Consider the following 23,940-nt stretch of genomic DNA (forward strand, 5'->3'; position numbering starts at 1 on the left):
CCTAACCTTTAATCGCACCCGACAGGGAGAAGGAGGCTCCCATGCCGCGCGAAACGAGTGCGTAGAGAAGTATCACCGGAACAGAATAGAGCAACGAGAATGCCGCGAGTTGGCCGTAGGCAATCGCCCCGAACTGTCCGAAGAAGCTGTAAATGCTCACCGCTGCCGGCTGTTTGCTCGGCGACAGTAACAGAATGAACGGCACGAAGAAGTTTCCCCAGGCCTGGATGAACACGAAAATGAAAACCACCCCGAGCCCCGGTCGCATCAGCGGCACGACGATGCGACGCAACGCTGTCATGGCGCTCGCCCCGTCGACCCAGGCGGCTTCCTCGAGGCTGATCGGCACCGAGTCCATGAAGTTCTTGGTCATCCAGATAGACATCGGTAGCGAGGTCGCCGCCATGAAGAGAATGGTCGCGCCCATCGAATCGATCAGCTGCAACCGCACGAACAAACTGTAGACGGGAACCATGATCGCCGTGATCGGAAGGCAGGTGCCAAACAGAATGGCGTACATGAACGGCTTATTGAAGCGCATCGAATATCGGGACAACGGGTAGGCGGCGAGAACTGATGCGACGACGGTCACGACCGATGCGCCAGCCGAGAGCAGAAAACTGTTCCACAGGGGCCGAAAGGTGAGGTCGGGGGTGAGCACGGCCCGAAAATTCTCCAGCGAGAGCAGTTCGGGAATCTGCGTCTGATAGCTCGCCCGCACGTCGAGCGAGGCCAGCACGAGCCACGCCAGAGGCAGCAGAAAACATAGCCCGATGAGCACGAGAATGCCGTTGGCGAGCAGCGCGCTCACGGCCTTTTTCGGCGATGCGACGGATGCTCCCGGCCGCGTCGCAACGGGGACCACCGCAGTGAGGTTGGTCACAATTACCCCTTACTCGGGCGCAATGCGCGAATGTAGATGATGGAGAAGACCGCACCAATGAGGAGCATCACTGTGGCGATCGCCGTGCCGTAGCCGATGTCGCTGAACCGGAAGGCCTCCTGGAAGGCCATCACCGGAAGGATCGTGCTCTGGTTGCCTGGACCGCCGGCTGTCATCACCCAGACCAGGGTGAACACCGACAGTGTTTGCAGGGTGATCAGCATGAGGTTGGTGGTAATGCTCGATTTGATCATCGGGATGGTGATTAGGAACAAGCGTTTGGCACCACCGGCACCATCGATCATTGCCGCCTCGGTGATCTCGATCGGCACATCGTTGAGTGCTGCCCGGTAAACCATCATGGAGAACGCGGTGCCCCGCCAGACATTGGCGAGCACGATGGCGAGCATCGGAAAGCTGTAGAGCCAGTTCGGGCCGGTCATGCCGAGCGCGGCGAGCAGTTGGTTGAGCGTGCCGTCCTGGCTGAAGTAGGCATAGGCCACGAAAGCCGCCACAATCTCGGGCAGAACCCAGGCAGCAACGACGCAGGTGCCGACCGCACCAGCCACAAAGCGATGGGCACGGTTCATGAGCAAGGCGATGCCGAGACCGAGGAAGTTCTGTCCGACGATCGCCGACGCCAACACGAACACCACGGTGAGTCCGAGCGAGAGCGGGAAGACCGGGTCGGAGAACAGCCGCAGGTAGTTGCCGAACCCTATCCACGCCGGATTTTGCGCGTTCACACCAGTGAGCGACGCGTTGGTGAAAGAACCGTAGAACGACCAGACGACTGGTCCGGCGAGGAAAATCAGCAACAACACGATTGCCGGCAGGATCGGTAGCAGCCGCCAAGTCGTCGTAGGCTTCTGCCGGCGACCGGTCCGCCCGGCGGGCGCCGGACCCGCCAGGGCAGGTACGATCACCTCCGCGGTCATCGTTAGTCGGTGACCTTGTCTGAACCGACGATGCCTTCGACGGCCGCGTCATAGGCGGCCGCCGCGTCGTCGACGCGGAGCTGCCCTGTGATGACCGCTTCCGTTGCGGCCTGCACCTCAGCGGAAATCTTCGGGTAATCCGATGTCGCCGGCCGGAAGTGCGTCACCGAGACGAGATCCGTGACCGCTGCCACGAACGGGTTAGCCTCGAGGTAGCTTTGTTCGCTCGCAACATCCGCTCGCACCGCGATCTGCGAATTGTTGATGTCGTACCAGAGCGCGTTCTCCTGGTTGAGCGCGAGGGTGAGAAATTCGAAAGCGAGGTCGGGGTTCTCCGTCTTCGCTCCGACGGCGAGCGTCCAGCCGCCCGACATACTCACGCCCTGCGGGGCCTCACCGTTCTGGGTGGGAAAGGCCGCGACGCCCATATCATCGACGTATTCGGGCCAGGCATACGAGCCGCCTTCCTGCCAAAAGGACGGGGTGTAGGAGCCCTCGACCGTACCGCCGAGTTTGCCCTGCGGAAAGAGTTCGCCGAAAACCTTCTTCCAGACGTTGGCGTCGAGGGCCTCGGCCGGGGTCACGGCCAGCCCTTCGTCGTAGAGCGTCTTGAGAAAGTCCAGCGAGTCCTTGAAACCGTCGGAGCCGACGACCCATTTCTGTTCGTCCTCGTTGTACAGCTCGTCACCGGTGCCATAGAGCAGCTCGTAAAAGCTCTGCATGACGGTGCCCTCGCCGGTGCCCTTGCCAGCATACATGTTGAAGGGTACGACGTCCGGCTGGCTGTCTTGGATGGCGCGCGCGACCTCGAGAATATCGTCCCAGGTCTCCGGCTGCCAGGGAATGGTGATTCCGGCGGCTTCCAGAACCGGTTTGCTGTACCAGATTGCGCGGGTGTCGGTTCCGAGCGGCACGGCATAGATGCTGCCATCGTCTCCCATTCCCGCCGCCTTGGCCCCCTCATTGAACTGGGACCAATCGTCCCAGCCGGCGACATGATCATCGAGGTTGAGCAGGTACCCGGCATCGATGTCGGAGCGCAGACGGAAGGTGTCTTCATAGAAGACGTCCGGTGCTGTCTCGCCCGACTGCTGCGACAGCGCGAGCTTTGTGGAGTAGTCGTCATCATTCGCCTGGATCGGCTGCAATTCCACGGTGACACCATCATGGGCGGCCTCGAACTCGGGTTTGATCTTCGTGAAGAGGGTGTCGAGTGCGGTGAAGGAATCGGTCTCCTGATAAACGATCTTCAGAGTCTGGGTATCACCGTCGTTATCTGCGGCTGTCGAGCAGCCGACCAGCGCGACCATCGAGGTCACTGCCAACACGGACACGGCGAAACGTACGTTGCGATGCATGGTGCTCCTTTGCTCCCAAGATGCCCCCACGGGCAGAGCTGCCAGCCATGTGGCCTTATACGTGGCAATAATAAATCGAATGGATATATTCGACAAGCCTTTGCTCAGACATTTACCCAGCCGTTACTCAGCGAGCAGAAGCGAAGCTGCGCGCGGAGCGAGCGTGTGGTCCAGCACGAGGCAGGCTGCACCAATGGCGCCCACATCTTCACCCACCCCAGTACCAACCACGCCAACGCGATGGATGCTGCGGGCCGCCGTGAGACCGTCGAGCAATGATGGGATGCGCCGGAGGTAGCGTTCCCGGAGCCGGGACCAGTACGGGCCACCAAATACGACCCGATCGACGTCAAGAAGGTTGGTGATCATCGAGACGGCGTTGACGACCCGGATCACCGACCGTTCAAGGACCTCCTCAGCGGCAGGGTCACCGGAATCAGACAATTGGCACAATGCGCTGAATTTCACGTCGATGTCGTGGGCGGCATTGACCGACGACGTGGGTACATCCGACGCCGCGGGGCCCGTCAGTTTGAGGCCGAGTGCTTCGGCTTCTGCCACGAGACTCGCGGGGGTGCAGGTAACAGCGAGACAGCCACGGAGCCCGCAGTCGCACAGGGCGCCGTCCGGGTCGGTCACGATGTGCCCGATCTCCCCGGCATTGTGTGAACGACCGCGCACGATTTCGCCATCGAGCACAAGACCGGCTCCCAGCCCAGTGCCGAGATAGAAAAAAACAAAACTGCCGGCACCACTGGCGCCACCAAACCAGTGTTCAGCGACCGCAGCGGCAGTGACGTCTTTGTCAACGATTGTGTGGAGCCCGGTCACTTCGGCAAGAGCGGACCGCAATGGAACGCGGTGCCAACCGCTGAGGTTTGGCGGGTCGATTACGGTGCCGTGCACGGGGTCGATCGGCCCTGGGCTGGCGACACCGAGCCCGGAAATTCTCGTGCGGTCGACGCCTGAGTCGCGGATCAGCCATTCAATTTCTTGTGACATTTCTGCGATGATGCGGGCCGGATCGGTGGCGTCCGGAGTGTATCGGCGGGAGTGCGCCACCACGCCGCCAGCGAGGTCGATGATGACGAAGGTAATCACGGCGGGGTCCAGGTGCACGCCGACGGCCAGTACTGCGCCGGGATTCAGCCGCAGAATCGTGCGTGGCTTGCCGGGGCCAGTGATCTCTTTCTCGGCTTCTCGCACCACTCCCTGGTCGAGCAGTTTGCGACAGATGTTGGAGACGGTTTGCGCCGAGAGCCCGGTGAGCCGGCCGAGCGCAACCCGGCTGAGCCCGCCCTCGGAGCGGCGGATGTAGTCCAGCATGACGGCACGGTTAAAATTGCCCATCCTCGGCAGGTTCGTGCCGCGGCGTACCTGCGCAGCGCTGTCGTGTTGCATTCTGGCATCCTACGGCTGCGCGAGACCCGACACACGAGAACGGCCCCCTCATTGGTCGTGACGGGGCCGTTTGAACGAGCTCTGGAAGCTAGTCCTTGAGGTGGTAACGCACGCTCGCGAGTTCGGCGCGAAGTGCCGGCGGCACACGGTCGCCGAACTTGTCGAAGTATTCCTCGGTCAGGTCGCACTCGGCGAGCCAGCTCGTCTGATCGATCGCAAACAGCTGGTCGACGGCTTCCTGGGACAGGTCGAGACCGTCGAGGTTGAGGCCGCCTTCGGCCGGGAGCAGGCCGATCGGGGTGTCGATGGCGTCGGCGCTGCCCGTGATGCGGCGAATCATCCACTCGAGAACCCTCGAGTTCTCGCCGAATCCGGGCCAGATGAAGTCGCCATCGGGCCCCTTGCGGAACCAGTTCACTTGGAAGATCGCCGGAGCGTTGGTGCCTAGTTCCTTGCCGACCTTGAGCCAGTGACCCCAGTAGTCGGCCATGTTGTAGCCGCAGAACGGGAGCATCGCGAACGGGTCACGACGCAGCTCACCGACGATACCGTCAGCGGCCGCGGTCTTCTCGGAGGAGATTGTGGCTCCCATGAAAACGCCGTGCTTCCAACTGCGGGCCTGGGCGACCAGCGGAACGTTGGTCGCCCGACGGCCGCCGAAGACGATGGCGTCGATCGGCACACCGCCGGCCGCCTCCCAGTCGTCGGCGATCGACGGGCACTGGGCGGCCGCAACGGTGAAGCGCGAGTTCGGGTGCGCGGCGGTACGACCGGAGTTAGGCGTCCAGTCCTTGCCCTCCCAGTCGATCAGGTGATCCGGAGCCTTGTCGGTGAGGCCTTCCCACCAGACATCTCCGTCGTCGCGCAGGGCGACGTTGGTGAAGATCGTGTTGCCCCACATGGTGGACACGGCGGTCGGATTGGTGGTTTCGCCGGTTCCGGGGGCGACTCCGAAGAAACCGGCTTCCGGGTTGATCGCCCAGAGACGACCGTCTTCGCCCTGGCGCAGCCACGCGATGTCGTCGCCGATGGTCTCGACCTTCCAGCCGGGGATGGTCGGGCGCAGCATCGACAGGTTGGTCTTGCCACAGGCCGAGGGGAACGCGGCAGCAACATGGAACACGCCGCCCTCTGGCGAGATCAGCTTGATCAGCAGCATGTGCTCGGCCAGCCAGCCCTCGTCGCGGCCCATCACCGACGCGATGCGCAGCGCGAAAGACTTTTTGGAGAGCAGGGCGTTTCCGCCATAGCCCGAGCCGTAGGACCAGACCTCGCGGGTGTCGGGGAACTGCACGATGTATTTGTCATCGTTGCAGGGCCATTCCACGTCGGGGCGGGTGATTCCGGATGCGTCGACGAGCGGGTACCCGACGCTGTGCACTGTGTGTACCCACGGGTCGCCGGCTTCGATCATGGTCAGCACGGCCTCGCCCATGCGCGTCATGATGCCCATGTTGAGCACGACGTAGGGGGAATCGGTGATCTCTACGCCGAGCTGCGAGATGGGGCCGCCGAGGGGGCCCATCGAGAATGGAACGATATACATCGTTCGACCGCGCATGCTGCCGGCGAAGACACCGCGCAATTCGGCGCGCATCTTGGCCGGTTCGGCCCAGTTATTGGTGGGGCCGGCATCCGCTTCATCGTTGGAGCAGATGAAGGTGCGATTCTCGACGCGGGCAACGTCCTTCGGGTTGGTGCGGGCGAGAAAGCTGTTGGGGCGCCATTCCGGGTTCAGACGAATGAGCTGGCCGGAGGCGACAAGCAGTTTAGAGAGCTCGTTGGCCTCGCGCTTGGAGCCGTCGCACCAGACGATCGCGTCGGGTTCGGTCAGGCGGGCTATCTCGTCGACCCAAGCCTGCAGGTTGGGGTCGGTGCTGCCCGCACGCGTCGGGTATGCCTCCTCGTTGGTCTGGAGGGAAGAGTTGGTGAGAGTCATATGCTGGCCTTTCCGGTCGTCGGGTGTCGAAAAAAGTTGCGAAATGATCAAAAACGTCGGCCTCGTTGCTGTCAGACGTTGTGCGAAACCATAATTTCGTCTTACACACCAAGAATGACCCTGCTTTGACCTTCGAACCTGCACTATTGCTACTTAAGAAATGCAATTCTTTAGATATCGTTAAGGAATGTCGACTCAATCCTCCGATCTGATCATGCTCGGCCACCGCATCCGTCATTTTCGGGGGGAGCGCGGTCTCACCCTCGACCAACTCGGTGAGCTCGTTCACCTCGCCGGCAGTCAGCTGTCGCTGATCGAGAACGGGCGCCGCGAGCCGAAGCTGTCGACCCTGCAGGACCTCGCGACCGCGCTCGCGGTTGACCTGGCCGAGCTGCTGCGCCGGGAAGCGCCGAACAACCGGGCTGCGCTGGAGATCGAACTCGATCGCGCTCAGAAGAACCCGCTCTACGGGGCGCTCGGCCTTCCCGTTGTGAAGGTAACCAAGGGAATGCCGCTGCCCGCCATCGAATCGCTGCTCGGGCTACACCGGGAGCTGTCCCGCCGGGCCAGCGAAGCCATCGCGACACCCGAAGAAGCACGGCGGGCCAATACCGAACTGCGCGAACGGATGCGGGAGCAAGGCAACTATCTGCCGGCCATCGAGGAACTGGTCGAGGAACGGGTTCGCGCGAGCGGCCACGTCTCGGGAGCGCTCACTCACCGCGAGGTGAGCGTTATGGCCGATCAGCTCGGATTCAGTCTTATCTACGTGAACGATCTGCCCAACTCCACCCGCTCGGTGACCGACCTGGCCAATGGGCGCATTTACCTGCCGCCCGCGTCGATTCCCGGCGGGCATGGCCTGCGGTCGATGGCCCTGCAGGCGATGGGGCACCGGCTGCTCGGGCACGAACGGCCGGGCAGCTACGCGCAGTTCCTCTGGCAGCGGCTCGAGATCAACTACTTCGCGGCGGCGTGTTTGATGCCGCGCGAGGCATCCGTCGCCTTTCTGTCGAATGCCAAGCAGGAGCGCGAGCTGTCGGTGGAGGACTTTCGTGACACCTTCGGCGTGACGCACGAGGCTGCGGCGTTGCGACTGACCAATCTCGCCACCTCGCACCTCGACATGACCCTGCATTTTCTGCGCGTCAACGGCGACGGCGCCCTGCAAAAGGGGTACGAGAACGACGACCTGCCGTTTCCTGTGGACGTGACCGGGTCGATCGAGGGCCAGTACGTCTGCAAGCAGTGGAGCGCGCGCAGCGCCTTCACCCACACCAACCGCACCACCGAGTACTACCAGTACACCGACACTCCGGCCGGTACTTTTTGGTCGGCAACCCAGACCGGGTCAACGGATGCCGGTGAGTTCTCGATCAGCGTCGGCGTTCCGTTTGCGCAGGCGAAGTGGTTTCGTGGGAGGGAGACCACGCAGCGCACGGTGTCGCGCTGTCCCGATGAGTCGTGCTGCCGACGGCCGAATTCGGACGCAGCCGCGCGCTGGGCCGGCCGGGCCTGGCCGAGCGCCCGATTGCACGCGCACGTGCTGTCGCCGCTGCCGTCCGGCACATTTCCGGGGGTCGACGACTCCGAGGTATATGCATTTTTGGAGGCGCACGCGGCGGAGTAGCTGCCCGGTGCGGCGGCCAACCGCCCGCGCTGGCGCTGGCGGTTGCTGCAGCGGCGCTCGCGCGCGGTTCACGCACGTGACGCTCGCACGTGGCAGGCCGGCCGTGCGAGCAGGATTCGGCCGTGCGAATGCCCCCACAGCAGATAGTTTGGGATGATCAACACGAGCAATCCAGGAGACCGCATGCGCCTGATCGAGGCCCCGATTCGCCCCGCCTCGCCTACACGGGTGCGCGAGCCCGACCGGGCTCCGCTACGGGTCGGCCTCGTGCAGCATCGCTGGCACGCGAACGACGCGACGTTACACTCGGAGCTGGCCGCGGGCATCCGTTTGGCGGCTGAGGTCGGCGCCCGCGTCGTGTTTCTACCGGAACTGACCCTCAGCAAATACCCCGGCAATGTGCGGGCCGCCGGCCTTCCCAAAGCGGATGCCGAACAGCTCCGGGACGGCCCCACGTTTGCGTTCGCGGCCGAACAGGCGCGGCTGCACAACGTCATCGTGCACGCCTCGCTGTTCGAGCAGCCAGCTTTCACCGATGCCCCAGACGATGTGCGCGGTTACAACACGGCCATTCTGGTGTCGCCGGCCGGCGAACTCCTCGGACGCACCCGCAAAATGCACATCCCGGTAACGGCGGGGTATTACGAGGACACCTACTTTCGGCCGGGACCGGCCGAGAACGCGTACCCGGTCTACGATGTGGCCGGTGCGCGCCTCGGACTACCGACCTGCTGGGACGAGTGGTTTCCTGAAGTCTCCCGGCTATACGGGCTCGGCGGCGCCGAACTTCTGGCTTACCCGACTGCGATCGGGTCGGAACCGCTCTTTCCAAACTTCGACACCCAGCCGATCTGGCAGCAGGTTATCGTGGCCAACGGCATCACGAGCGGACTGTTCATGGTCGTGCCGAACCGGCACGGCAACGAGGGCGACCTCACCTTTTACGGCTCGTCGTTCATCTCCGATCCGTTCGGTCGGGTGCTCGTGCAGGCGCCACGCGGCGAGTCGGTGGCGCTCGTGGCCAACCTCGACCTGACTCAGCGCGAGGAGTGGCTCGCCCTGTTTCCCTTTCTGATGACCCGACGCCCGGACAGCTATGCCGGGCTGGTCGCGCCGGTCGACCCGGCGCATCCGTTTGGATCGGCGACCGTATGACCTGGCGCATGCCGGCCGAAACCGCGCCGCAGGACTGCGTGTGGATGGCGTTTCCGGTGCGCGGTTATACCCTCGGCGACCACGCTGATTCCGCGCACGAGGCCAGGCACACCTGGGCCGCAGTCGCCCACGCCGTGGCCGAATTCGAACCCGTGCGCATGGTCGTCGACCCCGCCGAGCGCGCCGTGGCCAAGCACTATCTGTCGGCCGAAATCGAGGTCCTCGAGGCTCCGCTGAACGACAGCTGGATGCGCGATATCGGCCCGAGTTTCGTGCACGACGAGAAAGGGCAACTCGGCGCCGTCGACTGGACCTTCAATGGCTGGGGTGGCCAGGACTGGGCCACTTGGAATCACGATTCGAGGATCGGCCGTTTCGTAGCGGATGCCGCCGGTGCGACCGTCCTGTCGTCCGCACTCGTCAACGAGGGCGGACGAATCCACATCGACGGCGCGGGTACGGTACTGGCGACGGAGAGCGTGCAGCTCGATCCCGGGCGCAATCCCGGCACCACGCGCGCCTCGGTCGAAGCCGAGCTACGCCGCACGATCGGTGCGGAGCACGTCGTCTGGCTGCCACGAGGCCTGACCCGCGACCAAGAGCAATTCGGCACCCGCGGGCACATCGACATGGTCGCCGCGCTGCCATCGCCGGGCACGATTTTGCTGCACGCCCAGAACGATCCGGGTCACCCCGACTACCCGCTCACCCGCGAATTTCGTGTCCTGCTGGCCGACGCGCACGACGCGGCCGGGCGATCATTCACGGTCATCGACCTGCCGGGGCCCGCCGTGCTGCGCGACGATGAGGGGTTCGTGGACTACAACTACGTCAATCATCTCGTCGTCAACGGCGGCGTCATCGCGTGCAGCTTCGGCGAGGAACAGGCCGATTCCCTGGCCCGCGACGTGCTCGCGGCCGCCTATCCCGGGCGCCGCGTAGTGTCGGTCGACGCGCGGCCGCTGTTCGCGCGGGGCGGCGGGATCCACTGCATCACGCAGCAGCAGCCGTCACGGCCCGCAGAAGCACCGGCCTGATCAGACCTCGGCCGGTCGACGCCTATTGCGCCACAAACCAAAGATGAGCGGTGCTACGAGCGAAGCCCCGAAGATGAGATACGCCCAACTATCCAGCTGGTTCTGCACGAGCCTGACACCGATAACCAGCAGGCCGATTTGGAACATCCTCCAGACCAGCCCGGGCAGCCTTTGGCGTACCGTCGGTTTCACGACTGTTCGCTGTTCGCCCCGCCGGGCAAGAGATATTCTCGCGGCTTCCAGCAGACCGAGGGCGGTTGAGACAGCGATGAGAACCAGGCCGAGCAGGAGCTCCATCAGCGTTCTCCGTGCGCGCCGACCCGAGCATTATGCCAGAACCGAATAACGTTGAACGGCACCAGAACGGCGATGATCAGCAGCACAAATGCCCACGGGCCGATATCCGCCGTCATGAGGTTCGCACCCCAGATCACCAAGGCAACAGCGCCGATGTTCAGCAGAGTGGATGCCTGCGGCTGGCTCGGCGCCGTGCGCAGCAACGGGATCTGCGCTGCGGGGTTGACCCGCGCGAGCCACACTGCATAGACGATGCCGGAGGTGAACCCGGCCAGAACGAGGATCGTACCGAATATCATTGCCATACCGTGGATCCCCTCAAGAGTCGTTACCTCGACCCTAACCTGCTCGCCCAGCGCGAGCGCTCGACCACTTTCTCATTGGAATGCACCTGCTAGCCCGACAGCATCCGCTTGCCGAACCGGCTCAACCTGCAGTGAGGAACCCTGATAGGCCCGACCCTTGACACCCCGCTCGTGGTCGCGGCCGTTCGCGGCCCCCGGTCATGACCGAGCGGCGACCTCCGCGCCACGGGCTCGATGACGCGTTACTCACTTCGTTGCGCTTTTCGCTCGTGGCCGTGCCCGGAACGGATGTCGAGATCAACTTCACGACGCTGCGCGAGTTGCTTGAGACCGAGGACTCGGCGTTCACTGCTATCGCCACGCGCAGCGCGGCCGGCCAGGTGCTCGTGCGCAAGGGCTACTTGATCGTCCGCGCACCTGGCTCAAAGCCACTGCCGGCGGCAGGGCGGACATGCGCGTGTACGTGGCCGCCCTGCCGGTGATTACAACCGGGTCGACTACTTCGGCTGCATCCGAATAGCGCCATCGAGACGGATAGTTTCCCCATTGAGCATGGGATTCTCAATAATATGCCGAACCAGGAATGCGAACTCCTGCGGGTTTCCGAGCCGGGAGGGATGCGGCACCTGGGCTCCGAGGGAATCCCGCACCGGCTGCGGCAGCCCCTGCAGCATGGGCGTGTCGAAGATGCCGGGGGCGATCGACATCACTCGAATCAGGCTCTGCGCAAATTCACGGGCGAGCGGAAGCGTCATCGCGGCGACGCCGCCCTTGGACGCGGCATAGGCGGCCTGCCCGATTTGCCCGTCAAAGGCGGCGACTGAGGCGGTGTTGACGATGACGCCGCGTTCAGCGTCGCCCTGGCGGCCTGGGTCGCCGACGGGTTCGCTGCGCTGCATTGCGGCGGCGGCCAGCCGCACGACGTTGAAGGTTCCGATCAGGTTGATGCGAATCGCTCGCTCAAAATCTTCGAGCGGCAGCGGCCCGTCGCGGCCGACCGTGCGTGCGCCGGGCGCGATGCCCGCGCAATTGATCACGATGCGGAGCGGCGCAAGGGTCGACGCGGCGTCGACGGCGGCCTGCACGTCGCCGGCGCTCGTCACGTCGCCAGCCACGAATCGGGCCCGGTCGCCGAGCTCGGTGGCAATTGCGTCGCCGGGGGCGCCGGGGAGATCCAACAACACGACGGATGCGCCGGCTTCGTGCAGGGTGCGAACGCAGGCTAGACCGAGGCCGGAGGCGCCTCCGGTAATGAGGGCGGAGCATCCGTTTATCTGCATTAGAACCTCTCTGTCAAGCGTGTGGCGATCGTGAAATCGGGCATCAGAGCCTCTCAATCAGCGTGGCGTTTGCCATTCCGCCGCCCTCGCACATGGTCTGTAAGCCCCAGCGGCCACCGGTCATTTCGAGGTGGTTGAGCAGGGTGCCGAGCAGGCGGGTGCCCGAGGAGCCGAGCGCGTGACCGAGGGCGATGGCGCCGCCTCGCGGATTCAGTCGCTCGGGGTCGGCATCCAGCTCACGCAGCCAGGCCAGCGGCACGCTCGCAAACGCCTCATTCACTTCGCAGGCGTCGATGTCATCGATGCCGAGGCCGGCCCGAGAGAGGATGCGCTGGGTCGCCGGAATCACGCCGGCCAGCATGAGCATCGGGTCGCTTCCGACAACGGTGAAGCTGTGGAATCGGGCGCGCGGGTTGAGACCGAGCTGCGCGGCCCGCTTGGCGCTCATGATCAGGGTCGCGGAGGCGCCGTCGGTGAGCGGTGACGAGTTGCCGGCCGTGACGTGCCAGCCAAGCTTCGGAAAGCGGGCAGCGAGCGCGTCGGTGCGAAAGGCAGGGCGCAGTCCGGCGAGCGAGACGTGCGAGGTGTCCGGGCGAATGGTTTCGTCTTCTCGCACGACGCTGCCGTCGGTCCGGGTGACGGCCACGATTTCGCCGGAGAAGTCGCCCCGCTCGGCGGCGGCCGTAGCCAGACGATGCGAGCGCGCGGCGTAGTTGTCGAGTGCGTCGCGGCCGAGGTTCCATTTCTGGTTGATCAGTTCGGCGGAGACGCCCTGATTGACTAGGCCGTCGGGATAGCGCTCGTGCATGAGCGTTCCGAACGTATCCTGCTCGCCGGCGGATGACCCGAGCGGGACCCGGCTCATCGACTCGACGCCGCAGGCGATCACCACGTCGGCGTTGCCGCTCATCACCGCCTGGGCGGCGAAAGTGGCAGCCTGCTGGCTGGAGCCGCACTGGCGATCGATCGTCGTGCCAGGCACGGTGTGCGGAAATCCGGCGCTCAGCAGAGCGGTGCGGGTCACGTTGTTGCCTTGCTCCCCGGCCTGGCTGACACAGCCGCCGATCACGTCATCGATGAGTGCCGGGTCGAGATTGTTGCGGCTGACCAACTCGCGCAGCACCGTGGCCAGGAGATCGGCCGGATGGATGCCGTCCAGGGCTCCACCGGCTTTGCCCCGGCCCGACGGGGTGCGCAAAACGTCGATGATGACAGCTTCATTGCTCATACCCCCAGCCTAGGCCCGCGCGGCTTAGGTGGCAGAGAGCGTTACCCGGACAGCGCCCACATCGCGACAGCACTCGCCGCGGCGACGTTGAGCGAGTCGATGCCGTGCTTCATCGGAATCTGTACGACGCTGTCCGAGGCGGCGAGGGCCTGCGGGGTGAGTCCCTCGCCCTCGGCGCCGAGCAACAGTGCCAAACGTTCGTGGGCGGTGCCGTCGAAGTCGCGCAGGCTGACCGCATCCGGCGTCAGGGCGAGGGCTGCCACGTGAAAGCCGTGCCGGGTAAGCAGGGCGCGGGTCTTCGTCCAGTCGCCGGCGCGGGTCCACGGAACCTGCAGCACCGTGCCCATCGAAACCCGGACGGCGCGACGATAAAACGGGTCGGAACAGCGCGGCGTGACCAAAATGGCATCCGCTCCGATGGCGCCGGCCGAGCGAAAAATGGCTCCGACGTTGGTCGGGTCGGCCACGTTTTCGAGGATAACGATGCGACGCGCACTAGCCAGCAGGCTGTCGGCGCTCGGCAGTTCGGGCCGGTGCATCGAGGCGATCAGGCCGCGGTGCAGAATATAACCGGTCAGTTCGGCGAGCAACTCGCCCGGACCGACGAAGACGGGCACCTCCGCCGCGTAGTCGCAGAGCACCGCGAGCGCCTCGTCGGCCGTGTTACCGAGCGCGAGCACCGACCGTGGCACGTGCCCGGCGCGCAGGGCACGCTCCAAGACCAGGGCCGATTCGGCGATATACAGCCCGTGCTCCGTGCCGCGCGCCTTCTTCAGGGCAACGTCGGTGAGGTGGGCGTAGTCGACCAGTCGCGGGTCGCTCAGGTCGTCGATCGCGATCAGGGGCATCCGCTAATTCTATTCCTTGGCCTCAGGCCCTTCTCTCGCGGTGGTTCCGGTCTTAGCCAAGCGAACAAGAAGCGAGGAATTGCATGGGTTCAGTCTCGTACGTGCTTGCAAATATGCAAATCTCACCTTGTGTATTGCATATTTGCAAGCTCCGTCCCCTGTGCACTTCGGGTGGTGGCTAATTCAGGAAAACCGCCGACGCCGAAACCCGCCGCTCCCGAAAACACTCGGCACGGCGGGTCGGCATGCTCGGATTGCCTGAATTAGCCCCCGAGCAGGGCGGGCTCGTTCAGGGGCGGGGCACGCGTTTGGTCCTTTACGGAACAGGCGTGAGCGTGTACTTCGTCGAGAGGTACTCGTGAATTCCCTCGAGCCCGCCCTCGCGACCGAGGCCGGACTGCTTGACGCCGCCGAACGGTGCGGCCGCGTTCGAGACGACTCCGGTGTTCAGGCCCATCATGCCGGTCTGTATTTTCTCGATCATGCGCTGGCCACGGGCCAGATCGGTAGTGAAGACATAGCTGATCAGGCCGAACTCGGTGTCATTGGCGAGTCGCACGGCTTCCGCTTCATCGGTGAAGGTGCTGATCGCGAGCACCGGCCCGAAGATTTCGTCGCGGAGAATGTCGCTGCCGGCCTTGACGTCGGTGAGCACGGTGGGCGCGTAGAAGGTGCCCTCGCGCTCGATGGCGCTGCCGCCGGTGAGCAGGGTCGCACCGCGAGTGAGTGCATCCTGGACCAGGGAATCAGCCTTCGCGACGGCTTTCGAGTCGATCAGCGGGCCGATGGTGATGCCTTCCTCTGTGCCGCGCCCAACCTGGAACGCTTCAACCCGCGCGGTGACCCGGCGGGCGAATTCGGCAGCGATGGACTCGTGCACGATGAACCGGTTGGCCGCGGTACAGGCCTGGCCGATGTTGCGGAACTTCGCAATGAGGGCACCGTCGACCGCTTTGTCGAGGTCGGCGTCGGCAAAAACGACGAACGGTGCGTTGCCGCCGAGTTCCATCGAAGTGCGCAGCACGTTTTCGGCGGACAGCTTGATGAGCGACTTGCCGACCGCGGTCGAGCCGGTGAAGCTGAGCTTGCGGAGGCGTCGGTCTGCGATGATCGGCTCGGAGACCGCGCCGGACTGCGAGGTCGTGATGACGTTGACGACACCAGCGGGCAGCCCGGCCTCTTCGAGCAGGGCCACGAAGTGCAGGGTGGTCAGCGGCGTGAGCGCGGCCGGCTTGACGACAACGGTGCAACCGGCGGCGAGCGCCGGGGCGATCTTGCGGGTGGCCATGGCGAGCGGAAAGTTCCACGGGGTGATCAGAAAGCAGGGGCCGACCGGCTGCTGCGTGACGATCATGCGGCCGGTGCCTTCGGGGTTAGCGCCATAGCGGCCGCTGATACGCACGGCTTCTTCGCTGAACCAGCGCAGGAATTCGCCGCCGTAGGCGACTTCGCCGAGCGCCTCGGGCAGCGGCTTTCCCATTTCGATGGTCATCAGCAGGGCAAACTCCTGCTTGCGTTCCTGCAACAGGTCGAAAGTTCGACGCAGAATTTCTCCGCGCACGCGGGCCGGGGTGGCGGCCCAGTCGGCCTGCGCGGAGTCGGCGGCGTCTAGGGCGGCGATGCCGTCAGCCACACTCGCGTCGGCGATGGTCTTGATGACGCGGCCGGTGGCCGGATCGGTGACATCGAGGGTGCGCCCGCCGGTGGCGGCGACCCATTTGCCGTTGATATAGAGCTGATTCGGCACGCGAACGAGCAGCTCGGATTCGTTCGTGCCCGTGTCTGTAACAACCGTCATTGGTTCTCCCCTGCTTAGTCTGCCCGTCGATCTGACGGTATTAGCCTAGCTGCGCCCATCGACAGGGCGGCTGGTTACCCGAGAGGACCCGGGCCGGGTGGGAGAATACCAGGGTGTCGATTCCAGAATTCGCGGGACCCAAGGCTGCGCCCACCCACTCACAAACCCTGTCGCGCGGCATCCGCGTGCTGGAAATTCTCGCCGAAACCGACCGACCGATGACGATCGTCGAACTCGCCGCAGCCCTCGACGTACACCGCTCGATCGCCTATCGCATTCTGCGCACCCTGGAAGATCACGGCCTCGTCGTGCGTGACCCGGCCGGACTCGTGCGGCTGGGCCCGCGCATGGCCGCCCTGGCCCGAGGGGTGTCCCGCGATCTGCAGACCGCAGCCCGGCCCGTGCTCACCCACATCGCCAACGAGCTCGGCATGACCGCGTTCGTCACCGTACTCGACCAGGGCGAGGTTGTCACGCTCATGAGCATCGAGCCCCGGCAGGCCCACGCGACGGTCGCACAGCAGCCTGGCACGCGGCATCCGCTGCAGATAGGCGCACCGGGAATCGCCATCCAGTCCGGCCTGAGCGCGGCGCAGTGGGCCGCGCTCGGCCACCCGGAAACTCGCCGCAGCGAGGCCGGGGAGGTCGCTGCGCTCGGCTACGCCTCGAGCCACAATGAAGTCATTCCAGGCTTGTCGTCGATTGCCGTTCCACTGCTCGTGCCCGGGGAATCACCGGCTTCCCTCGCCGTCGTGTATATCTCGAGCCTGCACTCCCCTACCGACATCGGTGCCGTGCTCACCGCGGCCGCCCGCACGATCGTCGCGGAGCTCAGCTAGTCACCGCGCCGGAAGCCCGTTGCACTAGGCGCTTCACGGAGTGAGGACCTGTTCTGCGAAATGGCGAACGAATGCCGCGAGCGCAGCATCCGAGTTACCGCGCCACGCACAGGATCTGCATTCCGACTCGTACAGTCGACCGACGTGGCGAGCGCAGTTGCGACACAATGCTCGGCTCGTCGGCGTTGGCGTAGCACTCGGTGTTCTCGGGAGCGCTGGGGTAGCCGTCGGCGGCCCAGCCATCCGTGATGTGGAGATACGCTGCGGCCGCGGCGTCGTAGTTCACGTCCCAGTCATCGGCATCCGCGCCGGAAAAGGTGAGCTCCGTGCCGTAACCGATTCCCGCGCCCAGACAGTCGAACGCATACGGCACGGCTGCCACGGTGAGGTCCAGGGCAGCTCCGGGAATCGCTCCCTGCCGTTCCGGTTCCTCGAACGCCGGCCCGAAGCGCGCGGCCGTCTTCACGACAAAGGCAGCGAACTGCTGCTCCAGCTCGATCGAGGTCAGCGCCGTCGAGGGCTCATCCGGCAGCTCAACATGAATGTCAGCTGGGGATCAGTCGTGACTGCCCAACCGTTGCCGCCGCTCACGGTCGCGCAGAGCTTGCGCGGTGGAAACGTGCTACAGCGCACCGGCACCCGGAAAAACAACAATACTGACCAAAAGGTAGGTAATCGTGAAAAATCCTGCGATACTGCCCCAGTGCCGATTTTGTTCGCACGAGCCACACACTTTGCAGCACCACCCGCCCAGCACCGCAGTGAGATACGAGGGAGTATTCCATGGCTATTACGACCGAACGCACGCCAACGGCTAGCGCCAAACGCAGTGAGGAACGGCGGGTTCTCGCCGGCACTATGGTGGGCACGACTATCGAGTGGTACGACTTCTTCATTTACGCCCAGGCCGCCGGACTCGTGCTCGCCGGCCTGTTCTTCGCCCCGCTGGCCGGCGAAAACGAACCGCTCGCTCAGCTGATCGCCTGGGCCTCGCTTGGCATCAGCTTTCTGTTTCGCCCACTCGGCGCCATCGTCGCCGGACACCTCGGCGACCGCCTCGGCCGCAAGGCGATGCTCGTCTTCACGCTCGTCATGATGGGCGCCGCCACCTCGCTCATCGGCCTGCTGCCGACCTTCGACCAGATCGGCGTCTGGGCACCGATCCTGCTGATCGTGCTGCGCATCCTGCAGGGCTTCTCCGCCGGCGGAGAGTGGGGCGGCGCGGCACTCATGAGCGTCGAGCACGCACCGATCAAGAAGCGCGGCTTCTTCGGCGCCTACCCGCAGATCGGTGTTCCGGTCGGCCTCATTCTTGCCACCGGCGTCATGATCGCCGTGACCACCTCAATGAGCCAGGAGGCCTTCCTCGTTTGGGGCTGGCGCATCCCGTTCCTCGTTTCTGTGCTGCTCATCGTCGTCGGCTGGGTCATCCGCCGCGCGGTCGCCGAGAGCCCTGTCTTCAAGGAGATGCAAACGCGCAAGAAGGAGTCCGCCGCTCCGATCAAGCAGTTGTTCAAGAACCACTCGCGCCAGGTCATCCTCACCGCACTCATCTTCATCGCCAACAACGCGGCCGGCTACATGCTCATCGCGTTCTTCAGCTCGTACGCGACCAAGCTCCCGGAAGCCGGCGGACTCGGCATGGAGCGTACCCCGGTACTTATCGCGAGTACCGTCGCCGCGTTCTTCTGGCTGGCGTCGACGATGGTGGGCGGCACCCTCTCCGACAAAATCGGCCGTGTGCGCACCTTCCAGCTCGGCTACGCCTTCCTATTTCTCTGGGCGATCCCGATGTTCCTGCTCATCGACACCGGCAACATCGTCTGGTTCTCGATGGCTCTCATCGTGCTGGCGGCTGGGCTCGGCCTCTCTTACGGCCCGCAGGCCGCGCTCTACGCTGAGATGTTCCCGGCCCAGGTGCGCTACTCGGGTGTGTCCATCGGCTACGCCCTCGGCGCGATTCTCGGTGGCGCCTTCGCCCCGCTTATCGCCCAGCTCTTGCTCGATAAGACCGGATCCACCACCTCAATCGGCATCTACCTCATGGGCCTCGCCGCGATTTCCTTCGTCGCGGTCAGCCTCGTAAAGGAGACCCGCGGAATTCCGCTGGGCATCAGCACCCACGAGTAACCAGCTCAGCTTTAGACCGTGCCGCCCGAAAACATCCAGGCGGCACGGTTTTTTCGTGCGACGCTAAAGGCGCGCTGGGCGGCGCAATCGAGCCTCGACATCCGCTTTCAGATCGTATATGGTTTCATATATAACAAGGCACGCAATGACGCGATTGGATACCATGACCCCCGAATCCCTGCCCGATCTGGGCCGGCCCGGCAAAGTGATCGCCGTGCACATCAACTACCCGTCCCGGGCCGCCCAGCGCGGACGCACTCCCGAGCAGCCGTCCTACTTTCTCAAGCCCTCGACCAGCGTCGCGGCCAGTGGTGCCGCCATAGTTCGTCCGAGCGGATGCGAATTGCTCGCCTTCGAAGGCGAAATCGCGCTGGTCATCGGTCGCCGGCTGCGTGGCGTGAGCGTCGAGGAGGGCTGGGCCGGCGTCGCCGGGGTCACTGCCGCGAACGACTTCGGTGTCTACGACCTGCGTTACGCCGACAAGGGCTCCAACCTGCGGTCCAAGGGCGGAGACGGCTTCACCCCGCTCGGCCCGCGGGTCCTTGCAGCCGAGACAGTCGACCCGGCAAACCTGCGGATCCGTACCTGGGTCAATGACGAACTCGTGCAGAGTGATACCACCGCTGACCTGCTCTTTGGCTTCGGCCGCCTCGTCGCCGACCTCTCCCAGCTGATGACGCTCGAGCGTGGCGATGTCATTCTCACCGGAACCCCAGCCGGCGCCTCCGTCGTCGGGCCTGGCGACACGGTCGAGGTCGAGGTCGACGCCCCGACCATGCCCGGCGCGCCGAGCACCGGCCGCCTAATCACCCCGGTTGCCGAGGGCACGACCGCGTTCGGGGCGTTCGGCTCCGGCCCCCGGGTCGACGATCTGCAGCGCGCGGAGGCATGGGGATCCACCGAGAAAGCCGGTCTGGAAGCCCCCTTCATGCTCACCGACGAGCTGAAGGCACGCATCAACAGCGTCGGCACTGCAACCCTGAGCGCCCAGCTTCGCAAACGCGGCCTGAACAACGTGTCGATCGACGGCCTGCACTCTACCCGCCCGAGCGCCCGGCTGGTTGGCCGGGCCCGCACCCTGCGCTTCATTCCCAATCGCGAAGACCTGTTCACCGCGCACGGCACCGGCTACAACGCCCAGAAGCGCGCCTTCGACGGCCTCGGAATCGACGACGTTCTCGTGATCGAAGCCCGCGGAGAAACCGGAACGGGAACGGTCGGAGACATCCTCGCCCTGCGCGCCCAGGTGTGCGGCGCCGCCGGCATCGTCACCGACGGCGGAGTGCGCGACCTCGCCGCGGTCAGCGCCCTCGACATACCCACCTATCACCGCGGCGGCCACCCGGCCGTGCTCGGCCAGCGCCACGTTCCTTGGGACACGAACCTCACGATCGCCTGTGGCGGGGCATCCGTTCAACCCGGCGATGTGATCGTCGGCGACGCCGACGGGCTGCTCGTCATTCCACCGCACCTGATCGACACGCTGGTCACCGACAGCATCGAGCAGGAACGCGAAGAAACCTTCATCGCCGAGACGGTCGGCGCCGGCGAGGCCGTCGACGGCCTCTACCCGATGAACGCGGCTTGGAAGGAGAAGTACCGCGCATGGCTCGCCCGTCGATAATGGATGCCGCCCCGCCGATCATCGGCAAGGCCCAGTTCGCCTATGACTGGCTGAAAACCCGCATCAACGATGGCACCTTCGGCCCCGGTTTTCGACTGGTCCTCGACCAGATCGCGCGGGAGACGTCAATGAGTCCCGTTCCCGTGCGAGAAGCGATTCGCAAGCTCGAAGCCGAGGGTCTGGTGACCTTCGCCCGTAACGTCGGAGCGCAGGTCGCGATGCTCGACCCCACCGAATACCAGCACACCATGCAGACCCTGGGACTGGTCGAGGGCGCGGCGACCGCTCTGTCGGCGCCGACGCTGAGCCCGGCAGCGATAGCGCGCGCCCGACAGATCAACGCGAAAATGCGCGACACGCTGCGCCACTTCGACCCGACGAGCTTCACGACGCTCAACCGTGACTTTCACTCCGAGCTGTACAGTACCTGCCCCAACCCGCACATTCTCGACCTCGTGCACCGCGGCTGGAACCGGCTGTCGGTGCTGCGTGAATCCACCTTCGGCTTCGTGCCGGGGCGCGCGGCCGAATCTGTCGCGGAGCACGACCACATTCTCGACCTGATTGAGCAGCACGCCTCCGCTGCAGAAATCGAACACGCGGCCCGCGACCACCGGCTGGCCACCCTAAACGCGTTTCTCTCAACTCGCGCACCTGTTAGTACCTCGAAGGAAGGCATTTCATGAAGTTCCGCAGCAACCCGAGCCAAATTCGCGGATCCATCGCCGCGCTGATGACCCCGTTCACCGCCGACGGCGCCGTCGACCATGCCGGCTTGATCAACCTGGTCAACTGGCAGATCGCCTCGGGCTCGCACGGCATCTCGATCGGCGGCTCGACCGGTGAGCCTAGCTCGCAGACCATCGCCGAGCGCGCCGCTGCGATTCGTTCTGTCCAGGCCGCGATCGACGAACGCGTACACTTCATGGCCGGCACCGGTTCTACCAAGCTCGACGAGACCCTTGAGCTGACCGCCGCTGGGCGTGACGCCGGCATCGACGCCGCGCTCATCATCACGCCGTACTACGCCCGCCCCACCCAGGAGGCGCTCTACGTCTGGTACAAAACGGTCTGCGAAGAGTTTCCCGACCTGCCGATCGTGGCCTACAACGTTCCAAGCCGCACCGCCGTCGACATCGCGCCGGAGACCGTCTACCGACTGTTCCGCGATTTCGACAACTTCGTCGGAGTGAAGGAAACGACCAAGGACTTCGAGCATTTCTCCCGAGTGCTGCACCTGTGCGGCCCCGATCTGCTGGTCTGGAGCGGCCTCGAACTGCTCTGCCTGCCGCTCATGGCCCTCGGCGGCGCCGGTTTCGTCAGCGCCACGAGCAACATCGCGCCGGCTGCCGTCGCGCAGATGTTCGAGGCCTGGGAAGCCGGTGATTTCGCCACCGCCCGCACGATTCACTACGGCCTGCACCCACTCGTCGACCTGCTCTTCGTGGAAACCAACCCGGCGCCGGGCAAGTGGGTCATGGCCGAGCGCGGCCTGATCGAGAGCGGCTTTGTGCGTCCGCCGCTAATCGAACCAACCCCCGGAGGCCTCGCCAAGATGCGCATTTTGATGGATACCGGCTCCGAGTATCTGACATCGACCGCCGGCTTCACCCTGACCGGAGCTTCAAAAAAATGACTCATTACGTGCCCGCCGACCTGCCCACCAGCATCCGTCATTTCATCGGCGGACACTTCGTCGACAGTGTCGGCGGGGAGACCTTCGATGTGCTCGATCCGGTGTCGAACCAGACCTACACCACCGCGGCCGCTGGCCAGCAGGCCGACATCGACCTGGCCGTCGCCGCGGCAAAGGAAGCGTTCGACCACGGACCCTGGCCGCGCATGCTGCCCCGCGCCCGCGCCCGGGTGCTGCACCGCATCGCCGACGCCGTCGAGGCGCAGGATGCCCGGCTCGCCGAACTCGAGACTTTCGACACCGGGCTGCCGATCACGCAGGCGCTCGGCCAGGCGCAGCGCGCGGCCGAGAACTTTCGCTTCTTCGCTGATCTGATCGTGGCGCAGGCGGACGACACCTATCAGGTGCCCGGCCGGCAGATCAACTACGTCAACCGCAAGCCGGTCGGCGTTGCCGGGCTGATCACCCCGTGGAACACCCCGTTCATGCTCGAAAGCTGGAAGCTCGCGCCTGCGCTCGCCTCCGGCTGCACCGTTGTGCTGAAACCGGCCGAATTCACGCCGCTGTCGGCGAGCCTGTGGGCCGAGATCTTTCGCACCGCCGGGGTTCCCGACGGCGTGTTCAACCTGGTCAACGGCATCGGTGAGGAGGCCGGTGATGCGCTGGTCAAGCATCCGAATGTGCCGCTCATCTCGTTCACCGGCGAGACCACGACCGGCCAGACCATCTACCGCAACTGCGCCGCCAATCTCAAGGGCATGTCGATGGAACTCGGCGGCAAGTCACCCGCCGTGGTCTTCGCCGACGCCGACCTCGACGCGGCGATCGACTCGACCCTGTTCGGCGTGTTTTCGCTCAACGGCGAGCGCTGCACAGCGTCGAGCCGCATCCTGGTGGAACGATCGATTTACGATGACTTCTGCGCCCGTTACGCCGCCCGAGCAGCGAGCATCGTGGTCGGCGACCCGCACGACCCGAAAACCGAGGTCGGCGCGCTCGTGCACCCCGAGCACTACGCGAAGGTGATGAGCTACGTCGAAATCGGCAAGTCCGAGGGGCGGCTGCTCGCTGGCGGCGGCCGCCCGGCCGGACTGCCGGAGGGCAACTACGTCTCCCCCACCGTCTTCGCCGACGTCGCCCCGACCGCCCGCATCTTTCAGGAGGAGATCTTCGGCCCGGTCGTGGCCATCACCCCCTTCGAAACGGATGCCGAAGCGCTTGCCCTGGCAAACGGGGTCAAGTACGGGTTGGCCGCCTACATCTGGACCACCGACCTGACCCGCGCCCACAACTTCGCGCAGTCGGTCGATGCCGGCATGGTCTGGCTGAACTCGCACAACGTACGGGATCTGCGCACCCCGTTCGGCGGAGTCAAGGCTTCCGGTCTCGGCCACGAAGGCGGCTACCGTTCGATCGACTTCTACACCGACTCGCAGGCCGTGCACATCACCCTCGCCCCCGTGCACACCCCCCGCTTCGGAGCCCATTAGCCCCGCCCCACCTGTGCACCGGGCCTGGGCCCGGAACGTGGGCCCAGTTGAGATGCTGGGTCCACGTTCATAGGGTTGGCCCGGCCGCACCACCCAGGACAAACGCTGGCCGTCGCGAGAACCA

General features: G+C 64.9%; 22 protein-coding genes. 10 read left to right on the top strand and 12 right to left on the bottom strand.

From position 1 onward, the window contains the following. Position 1: 1 nt before the first annotated feature. From CXY71_RS16695 to CXY71_RS16715, 5 genes are all read right to left on the bottom strand, one after another. Positions 2 to 811 (bottom strand): carbohydrate ABC transporter permease, encoded by an 810-nt coding sequence (locus tag CXY71_RS16695; protein WP_233204704.1) that lies wholly within the window; start codon positions 809 to 811, stop codon positions 2 to 4. 74 nt (positions 812 to 885) lie between these two features. Continuing rightward, on the bottom strand, positions 886 to 1,821 hold the full coding sequence (locus CXY71_RS16700; RefSeq protein ID WP_104137970.1) for a carbohydrate ABC transporter permease: 936 nt from the start codon (positions 1,819 to 1,821) through the stop codon (positions 886 to 888). Positions 1,822 to 1,823: 2 nt separating this feature from the next. Further along, positions 1,824 to 3,179 (bottom strand): extracellular solute-binding protein, encoded by a 1,356-nt coding sequence (locus tag CXY71_RS16705; protein WP_104137973.1) that lies wholly within the window; start codon positions 3,177 to 3,179, stop codon positions 1,824 to 1,826. A gap of 123 nt (positions 3,180 to 3,302) precedes the next feature. Beyond that, positions 3,303 to 4,580 (bottom strand): ROK family transcriptional regulator, encoded by a 1,278-nt coding sequence (locus tag CXY71_RS16710; RefSeq protein WP_233204688.1) that lies wholly within the window; start codon positions 4,578 to 4,580, stop codon positions 3,303 to 3,305. Positions 4,581 to 4,668: 88 nt separating this feature from the next. Further along, a complete protein-coding gene (locus CXY71_RS16715) occupies positions 4,669 to 6,519 on the bottom strand; it encodes a phosphoenolpyruvate carboxykinase (GTP) (RefSeq protein ID WP_104137976.1) in 1,851 nt (616 codons plus the stop codon). A 187-nt stretch (positions 6,520 to 6,706) separates the two neighbouring features. Between CXY71_RS16715 and CXY71_RS16720 the strand changes: the two genes are divergently transcribed. The 3 genes from CXY71_RS16720 (at position 6,707) to CXY71_RS16730 (ending at position 10,341) form a co-directional block, all read left to right on the top strand. Continuing rightward, a complete protein-coding gene (locus CXY71_RS16720) occupies positions 6,707 to 8,149 on the top strand; it encodes a helix-turn-helix domain-containing protein (protein WP_104137979.1) in 1,443 nt (480 codons plus the stop codon). Between the two features lie 183 nt (positions 8,150 to 8,332). Further along, positions 8,333 to 9,304 carry a nitrilase-related carbon-nitrogen hydrolase gene (locus tag CXY71_RS16725; RefSeq protein ID WP_104138353.1) on the top strand — a complete coding sequence of 324 codons (972 nt, stop codon included), beginning with the start codon at positions 8,333 to 8,335 and terminating at the stop codon, positions 9,302 to 9,304. After that, a complete protein-coding gene (locus tag CXY71_RS16730) occupies positions 9,301 to 10,341 on the top strand; it encodes an agmatine/peptidylarginine deiminase (protein WP_104137982.1) in 1,041 nt (346 codons plus the stop codon). The genes CXY71_RS16725 and CXY71_RS16730 overlap by 4 nt, the downstream gene beginning before the upstream one ends. On the opposite strand, the gene CXY71_RS16735 is transcribed toward CXY71_RS16730, so the two are convergent. Further along, a complete protein-coding gene (locus CXY71_RS16735; RefSeq protein ID WP_104137985.1) occupies positions 10,342 to 10,638 on the bottom strand; it encodes a hypothetical protein in 297 nt (98 codons plus the stop codon). Next, on the bottom strand, positions 10,638 to 10,943 hold the full coding sequence (locus CXY71_RS16740; RefSeq protein WP_158253137.1) for a hypothetical protein: 306 nt from the start codon (positions 10,941 to 10,943) through the stop codon (positions 10,638 to 10,640). The genes CXY71_RS16735 and CXY71_RS16740 overlap by 1 nt, the downstream gene beginning before the upstream one ends. A gap of 200 nt (positions 10,944 to 11,143) precedes the next feature. On the opposite strand from CXY71_RS16740, the gene CXY71_RS16745 reads away from it, so the two are divergent. Further along, entirely contained in the window at positions 11,144 to 11,425 is a 282-nt protein-coding gene (locus tag CXY71_RS16745) for an ArsR family transcriptional regulator (protein WP_104137989.1), read from the top strand. 15 nt (positions 11,426 to 11,440) lie between these two features. On the opposite strand, the gene CXY71_RS16750 is transcribed toward CXY71_RS16745, so the two are convergent. The 4 genes from CXY71_RS16750 to CXY71_RS16765 form a co-directional block, all read right to left on the bottom strand. Continuing rightward, complete coding sequence (locus CXY71_RS16750) at positions 11,441 to 12,223, bottom strand: 3-hydroxyacyl-CoA dehydrogenase (protein WP_104137992.1); 783 nt, start codon at positions 12,221 to 12,223, stop codon at positions 11,441 to 11,443. Between the two features lie 43 nt (positions 12,224 to 12,266). Further along, positions 12,267 to 13,451, bottom strand: a complete 1,185-nt coding sequence (locus tag CXY71_RS16755; RefSeq protein ID WP_104137995.1) for a thiolase family protein — start codon at positions 13,449 to 13,451, stop codon at positions 12,267 to 12,269. 41 nt (positions 13,452 to 13,492) lie between these two features. Continuing rightward, on the bottom strand, positions 13,493 to 14,299 hold the full coding sequence (locus CXY71_RS16760) for an RNA methyltransferase (RefSeq protein ID WP_104137998.1): 807 nt from the start codon (positions 14,297 to 14,299) through the stop codon (positions 13,493 to 13,495). A 316-nt stretch (positions 14,300 to 14,615) separates the two neighbouring features. After that, the gene (locus tag CXY71_RS16765; RefSeq protein WP_104138001.1) at positions 14,616 to 16,097 is read right to left on the bottom strand and encodes an NAD-dependent succinate-semialdehyde dehydrogenase; all 1,482 of its coding nucleotides are present in this window, start codon (positions 16,095 to 16,097) and stop codon (positions 14,616 to 14,618) included. Positions 16,098 to 16,210: 113 nt separating this feature from the next. On the opposite strand from CXY71_RS16765, the gene CXY71_RS16770 reads away from it, so the two are divergent. Beyond that, positions 16,211 to 16,936: an IclR family transcriptional regulator gene (locus tag CXY71_RS16770; RefSeq protein ID WP_104138004.1), complete on the top strand. Its 726-nt coding sequence runs from the start codon at positions 16,211 to 16,213 to the stop codon at positions 16,934 to 16,936. 94 nt (positions 16,937 to 17,030) lie between these two features. On the opposite strand, the gene CXY71_RS16775 is transcribed toward CXY71_RS16770, so the two are convergent. Next, positions 17,031 to 17,402: a hypothetical protein gene (locus CXY71_RS16775; RefSeq protein WP_104138007.1), complete on the bottom strand. Its 372-nt coding sequence runs from the start codon at positions 17,400 to 17,402 to the stop codon at positions 17,031 to 17,033. Positions 17,403 to 17,719: 317 nt separating this feature from the next. On the opposite strand from CXY71_RS16775, the gene CXY71_RS16780 reads away from it, so the two are divergent. The 5 genes from CXY71_RS16780 (at position 17,720) to hpaE (ending at position 23,816) form a co-directional block, all read left to right on the top strand. Continuing rightward, on the top strand, positions 17,720 to 19,066 hold the full coding sequence (locus CXY71_RS16780; RefSeq protein WP_104138010.1) for an MFS transporter: 1,347 nt from the start codon (positions 17,720 to 17,722) through the stop codon (positions 19,064 to 19,066). Between the two features lie 145 nt (positions 19,067 to 19,211). Further along, positions 19,212 to 20,690: a fumarylacetoacetate hydrolase family protein gene (locus CXY71_RS16785; RefSeq protein WP_199184347.1), complete on the top strand. Its 1,479-nt coding sequence runs from the start codon at positions 19,212 to 19,214 to the stop codon at positions 20,688 to 20,690. Then, positions 20,672 to 21,376, top strand: coding sequence for a GntR family transcriptional regulator (locus tag CXY71_RS16790; RefSeq protein WP_104138013.1), 705 nt, complete (start codon positions 20,672 to 20,674; stop codon positions 21,374 to 21,376). Before CXY71_RS16785 ends, CXY71_RS16790 begins: the two co-directional genes overlap by 19 nt. Next, positions 21,373 to 22,326, top strand: a complete 954-nt coding sequence (gene dapA / locus CXY71_RS16795) for a 4-hydroxy-tetrahydrodipicolinate synthase (protein WP_104138016.1) — start codon at positions 21,373 to 21,375, stop codon at positions 22,324 to 22,326. Before CXY71_RS16790 ends, dapA begins: the two co-directional genes overlap by 4 nt. After that, the gene (gene hpaE, locus CXY71_RS16800; protein WP_104138019.1) at positions 22,323 to 23,816 is read left to right on the top strand and encodes a 5-carboxymethyl-2-hydroxymuconate semialdehyde dehydrogenase; all 1,494 of its coding nucleotides are present in this window, start codon (positions 22,323 to 22,325) and stop codon (positions 23,814 to 23,816) included. The genes dapA and hpaE overlap by 4 nt, the downstream gene beginning before the upstream one ends. Positions 23,817 to 23,940: the final 124 nt, after the last annotated feature.

Origin of the sequence: Cryobacterium sp. Y62 (assembly GCF_002929785.1) — a bacterium.
Taxonomy (GTDB): domain Bacteria; phylum Actinomycetota; class Actinomycetes; order Actinomycetales; family Microbacteriaceae; genus Cryobacterium.

Excerpts from the sequence above, each read along its gene's own strand:
- CXY71_RS16700 (WP_104137970.1), bottom strand. The coding sequence starts at position 1,821 with ATGACCGCGGAGGTGATCGTACCTGCCCTGGCGGGTCCGGCGCCCGCC.
- CXY71_RS16705 (WP_104137973.1), bottom strand. The coding sequence starts at position 3,179 with ATGCATCGCAACGTACGTTTCGCCGTGTCCGTGTTGGCAGTGACCTCG.
- CXY71_RS16710 (WP_233204688.1), bottom strand. The coding sequence starts at position 4,580 with ATGCAACACGACAGCGCTGCGCAGGTACGCCGCGGCACGAACCTGCCG.
- CXY71_RS16715 (WP_104137976.1), bottom strand. The coding sequence starts at position 6,519 with ATGACTCTCACCAACTCTTCCCTCCAGACCAACGAGGAGGCATACCCG.
- CXY71_RS16720 (WP_104137979.1), top strand. The coding sequence starts at position 6,707 with ATGTCGACTCAATCCTCCGATCTGATCATGCTCGGCCACCGCATCCGT.
- CXY71_RS16725 (WP_104138353.1), top strand. The coding sequence starts at position 8,333 with ATGCGCCTGATCGAGGCCCCGATTCGCCCCGCCTCGCCTACACGGGTG.
- CXY71_RS16730 (WP_104137982.1), top strand. The coding sequence starts at position 9,301 with ATGACCTGGCGCATGCCGGCCGAAACCGCGCCGCAGGACTGCGTGTGG.
- CXY71_RS16735 (WP_104137985.1), bottom strand. The coding sequence starts at position 10,638 with ATGGAGCTCCTGCTCGGCCTGGTTCTCATCGCTGTCTCAACCGCCCTC.
- CXY71_RS16740 (WP_158253137.1), bottom strand. The coding sequence starts at position 10,943 with ATGGCAATGATATTCGGTACGATCCTCGTTCTGGCCGGGTTCACCTCC.
- CXY71_RS16745 (WP_104137989.1), top strand. The coding sequence starts at position 11,144 with ATGACCGAGCGGCGACCTCCGCGCCACGGGCTCGATGACGCGTTACTC.
- CXY71_RS16750 (WP_104137992.1), bottom strand. The coding sequence starts at position 12,223 with ATGCAGATAAACGGATGCTCCGCCCTCATTACCGGAGGCGCCTCCGGC.
- CXY71_RS16755 (WP_104137995.1), bottom strand. The coding sequence starts at position 13,451 with ATGAGCAATGAAGCTGTCATCATCGACGTTTTGCGCACCCCGTCGGGC.
- CXY71_RS16760 (WP_104137998.1), bottom strand. The coding sequence starts at position 14,299 with ATGCCCCTGATCGCGATCGACGACCTGAGCGACCCGCGACTGGTCGAC.
- CXY71_RS16765 (WP_104138001.1), bottom strand. The coding sequence starts at position 16,097 with ATGACGGTTGTTACAGACACGGGCACGAACGAATCCGAGCTGCTCGTT.
- CXY71_RS16780 (WP_104138010.1), top strand. The coding sequence starts at position 17,720 with ATGGCTATTACGACCGAACGCACGCCAACGGCTAGCGCCAAACGCAGT.
- CXY71_RS16785 (WP_199184347.1), top strand. The coding sequence starts at position 19,212 with ATGACGCGATTGGATACCATGACCCCCGAATCCCTGCCCGATCTGGGC.
- CXY71_RS16790 (WP_104138013.1), top strand. The coding sequence starts at position 20,672 with ATGGCTCGCCCGTCGATAATGGATGCCGCCCCGCCGATCATCGGCAAG.
- dapA (WP_104138016.1), top strand. The coding sequence starts at position 21,373 with ATGAAGTTCCGCAGCAACCCGAGCCAAATTCGCGGATCCATCGCCGCG.
- hpaE (WP_104138019.1), top strand. The coding sequence starts at position 22,323 with ATGACTCATTACGTGCCCGCCGACCTGCCCACCAGCATCCGTCATTTC.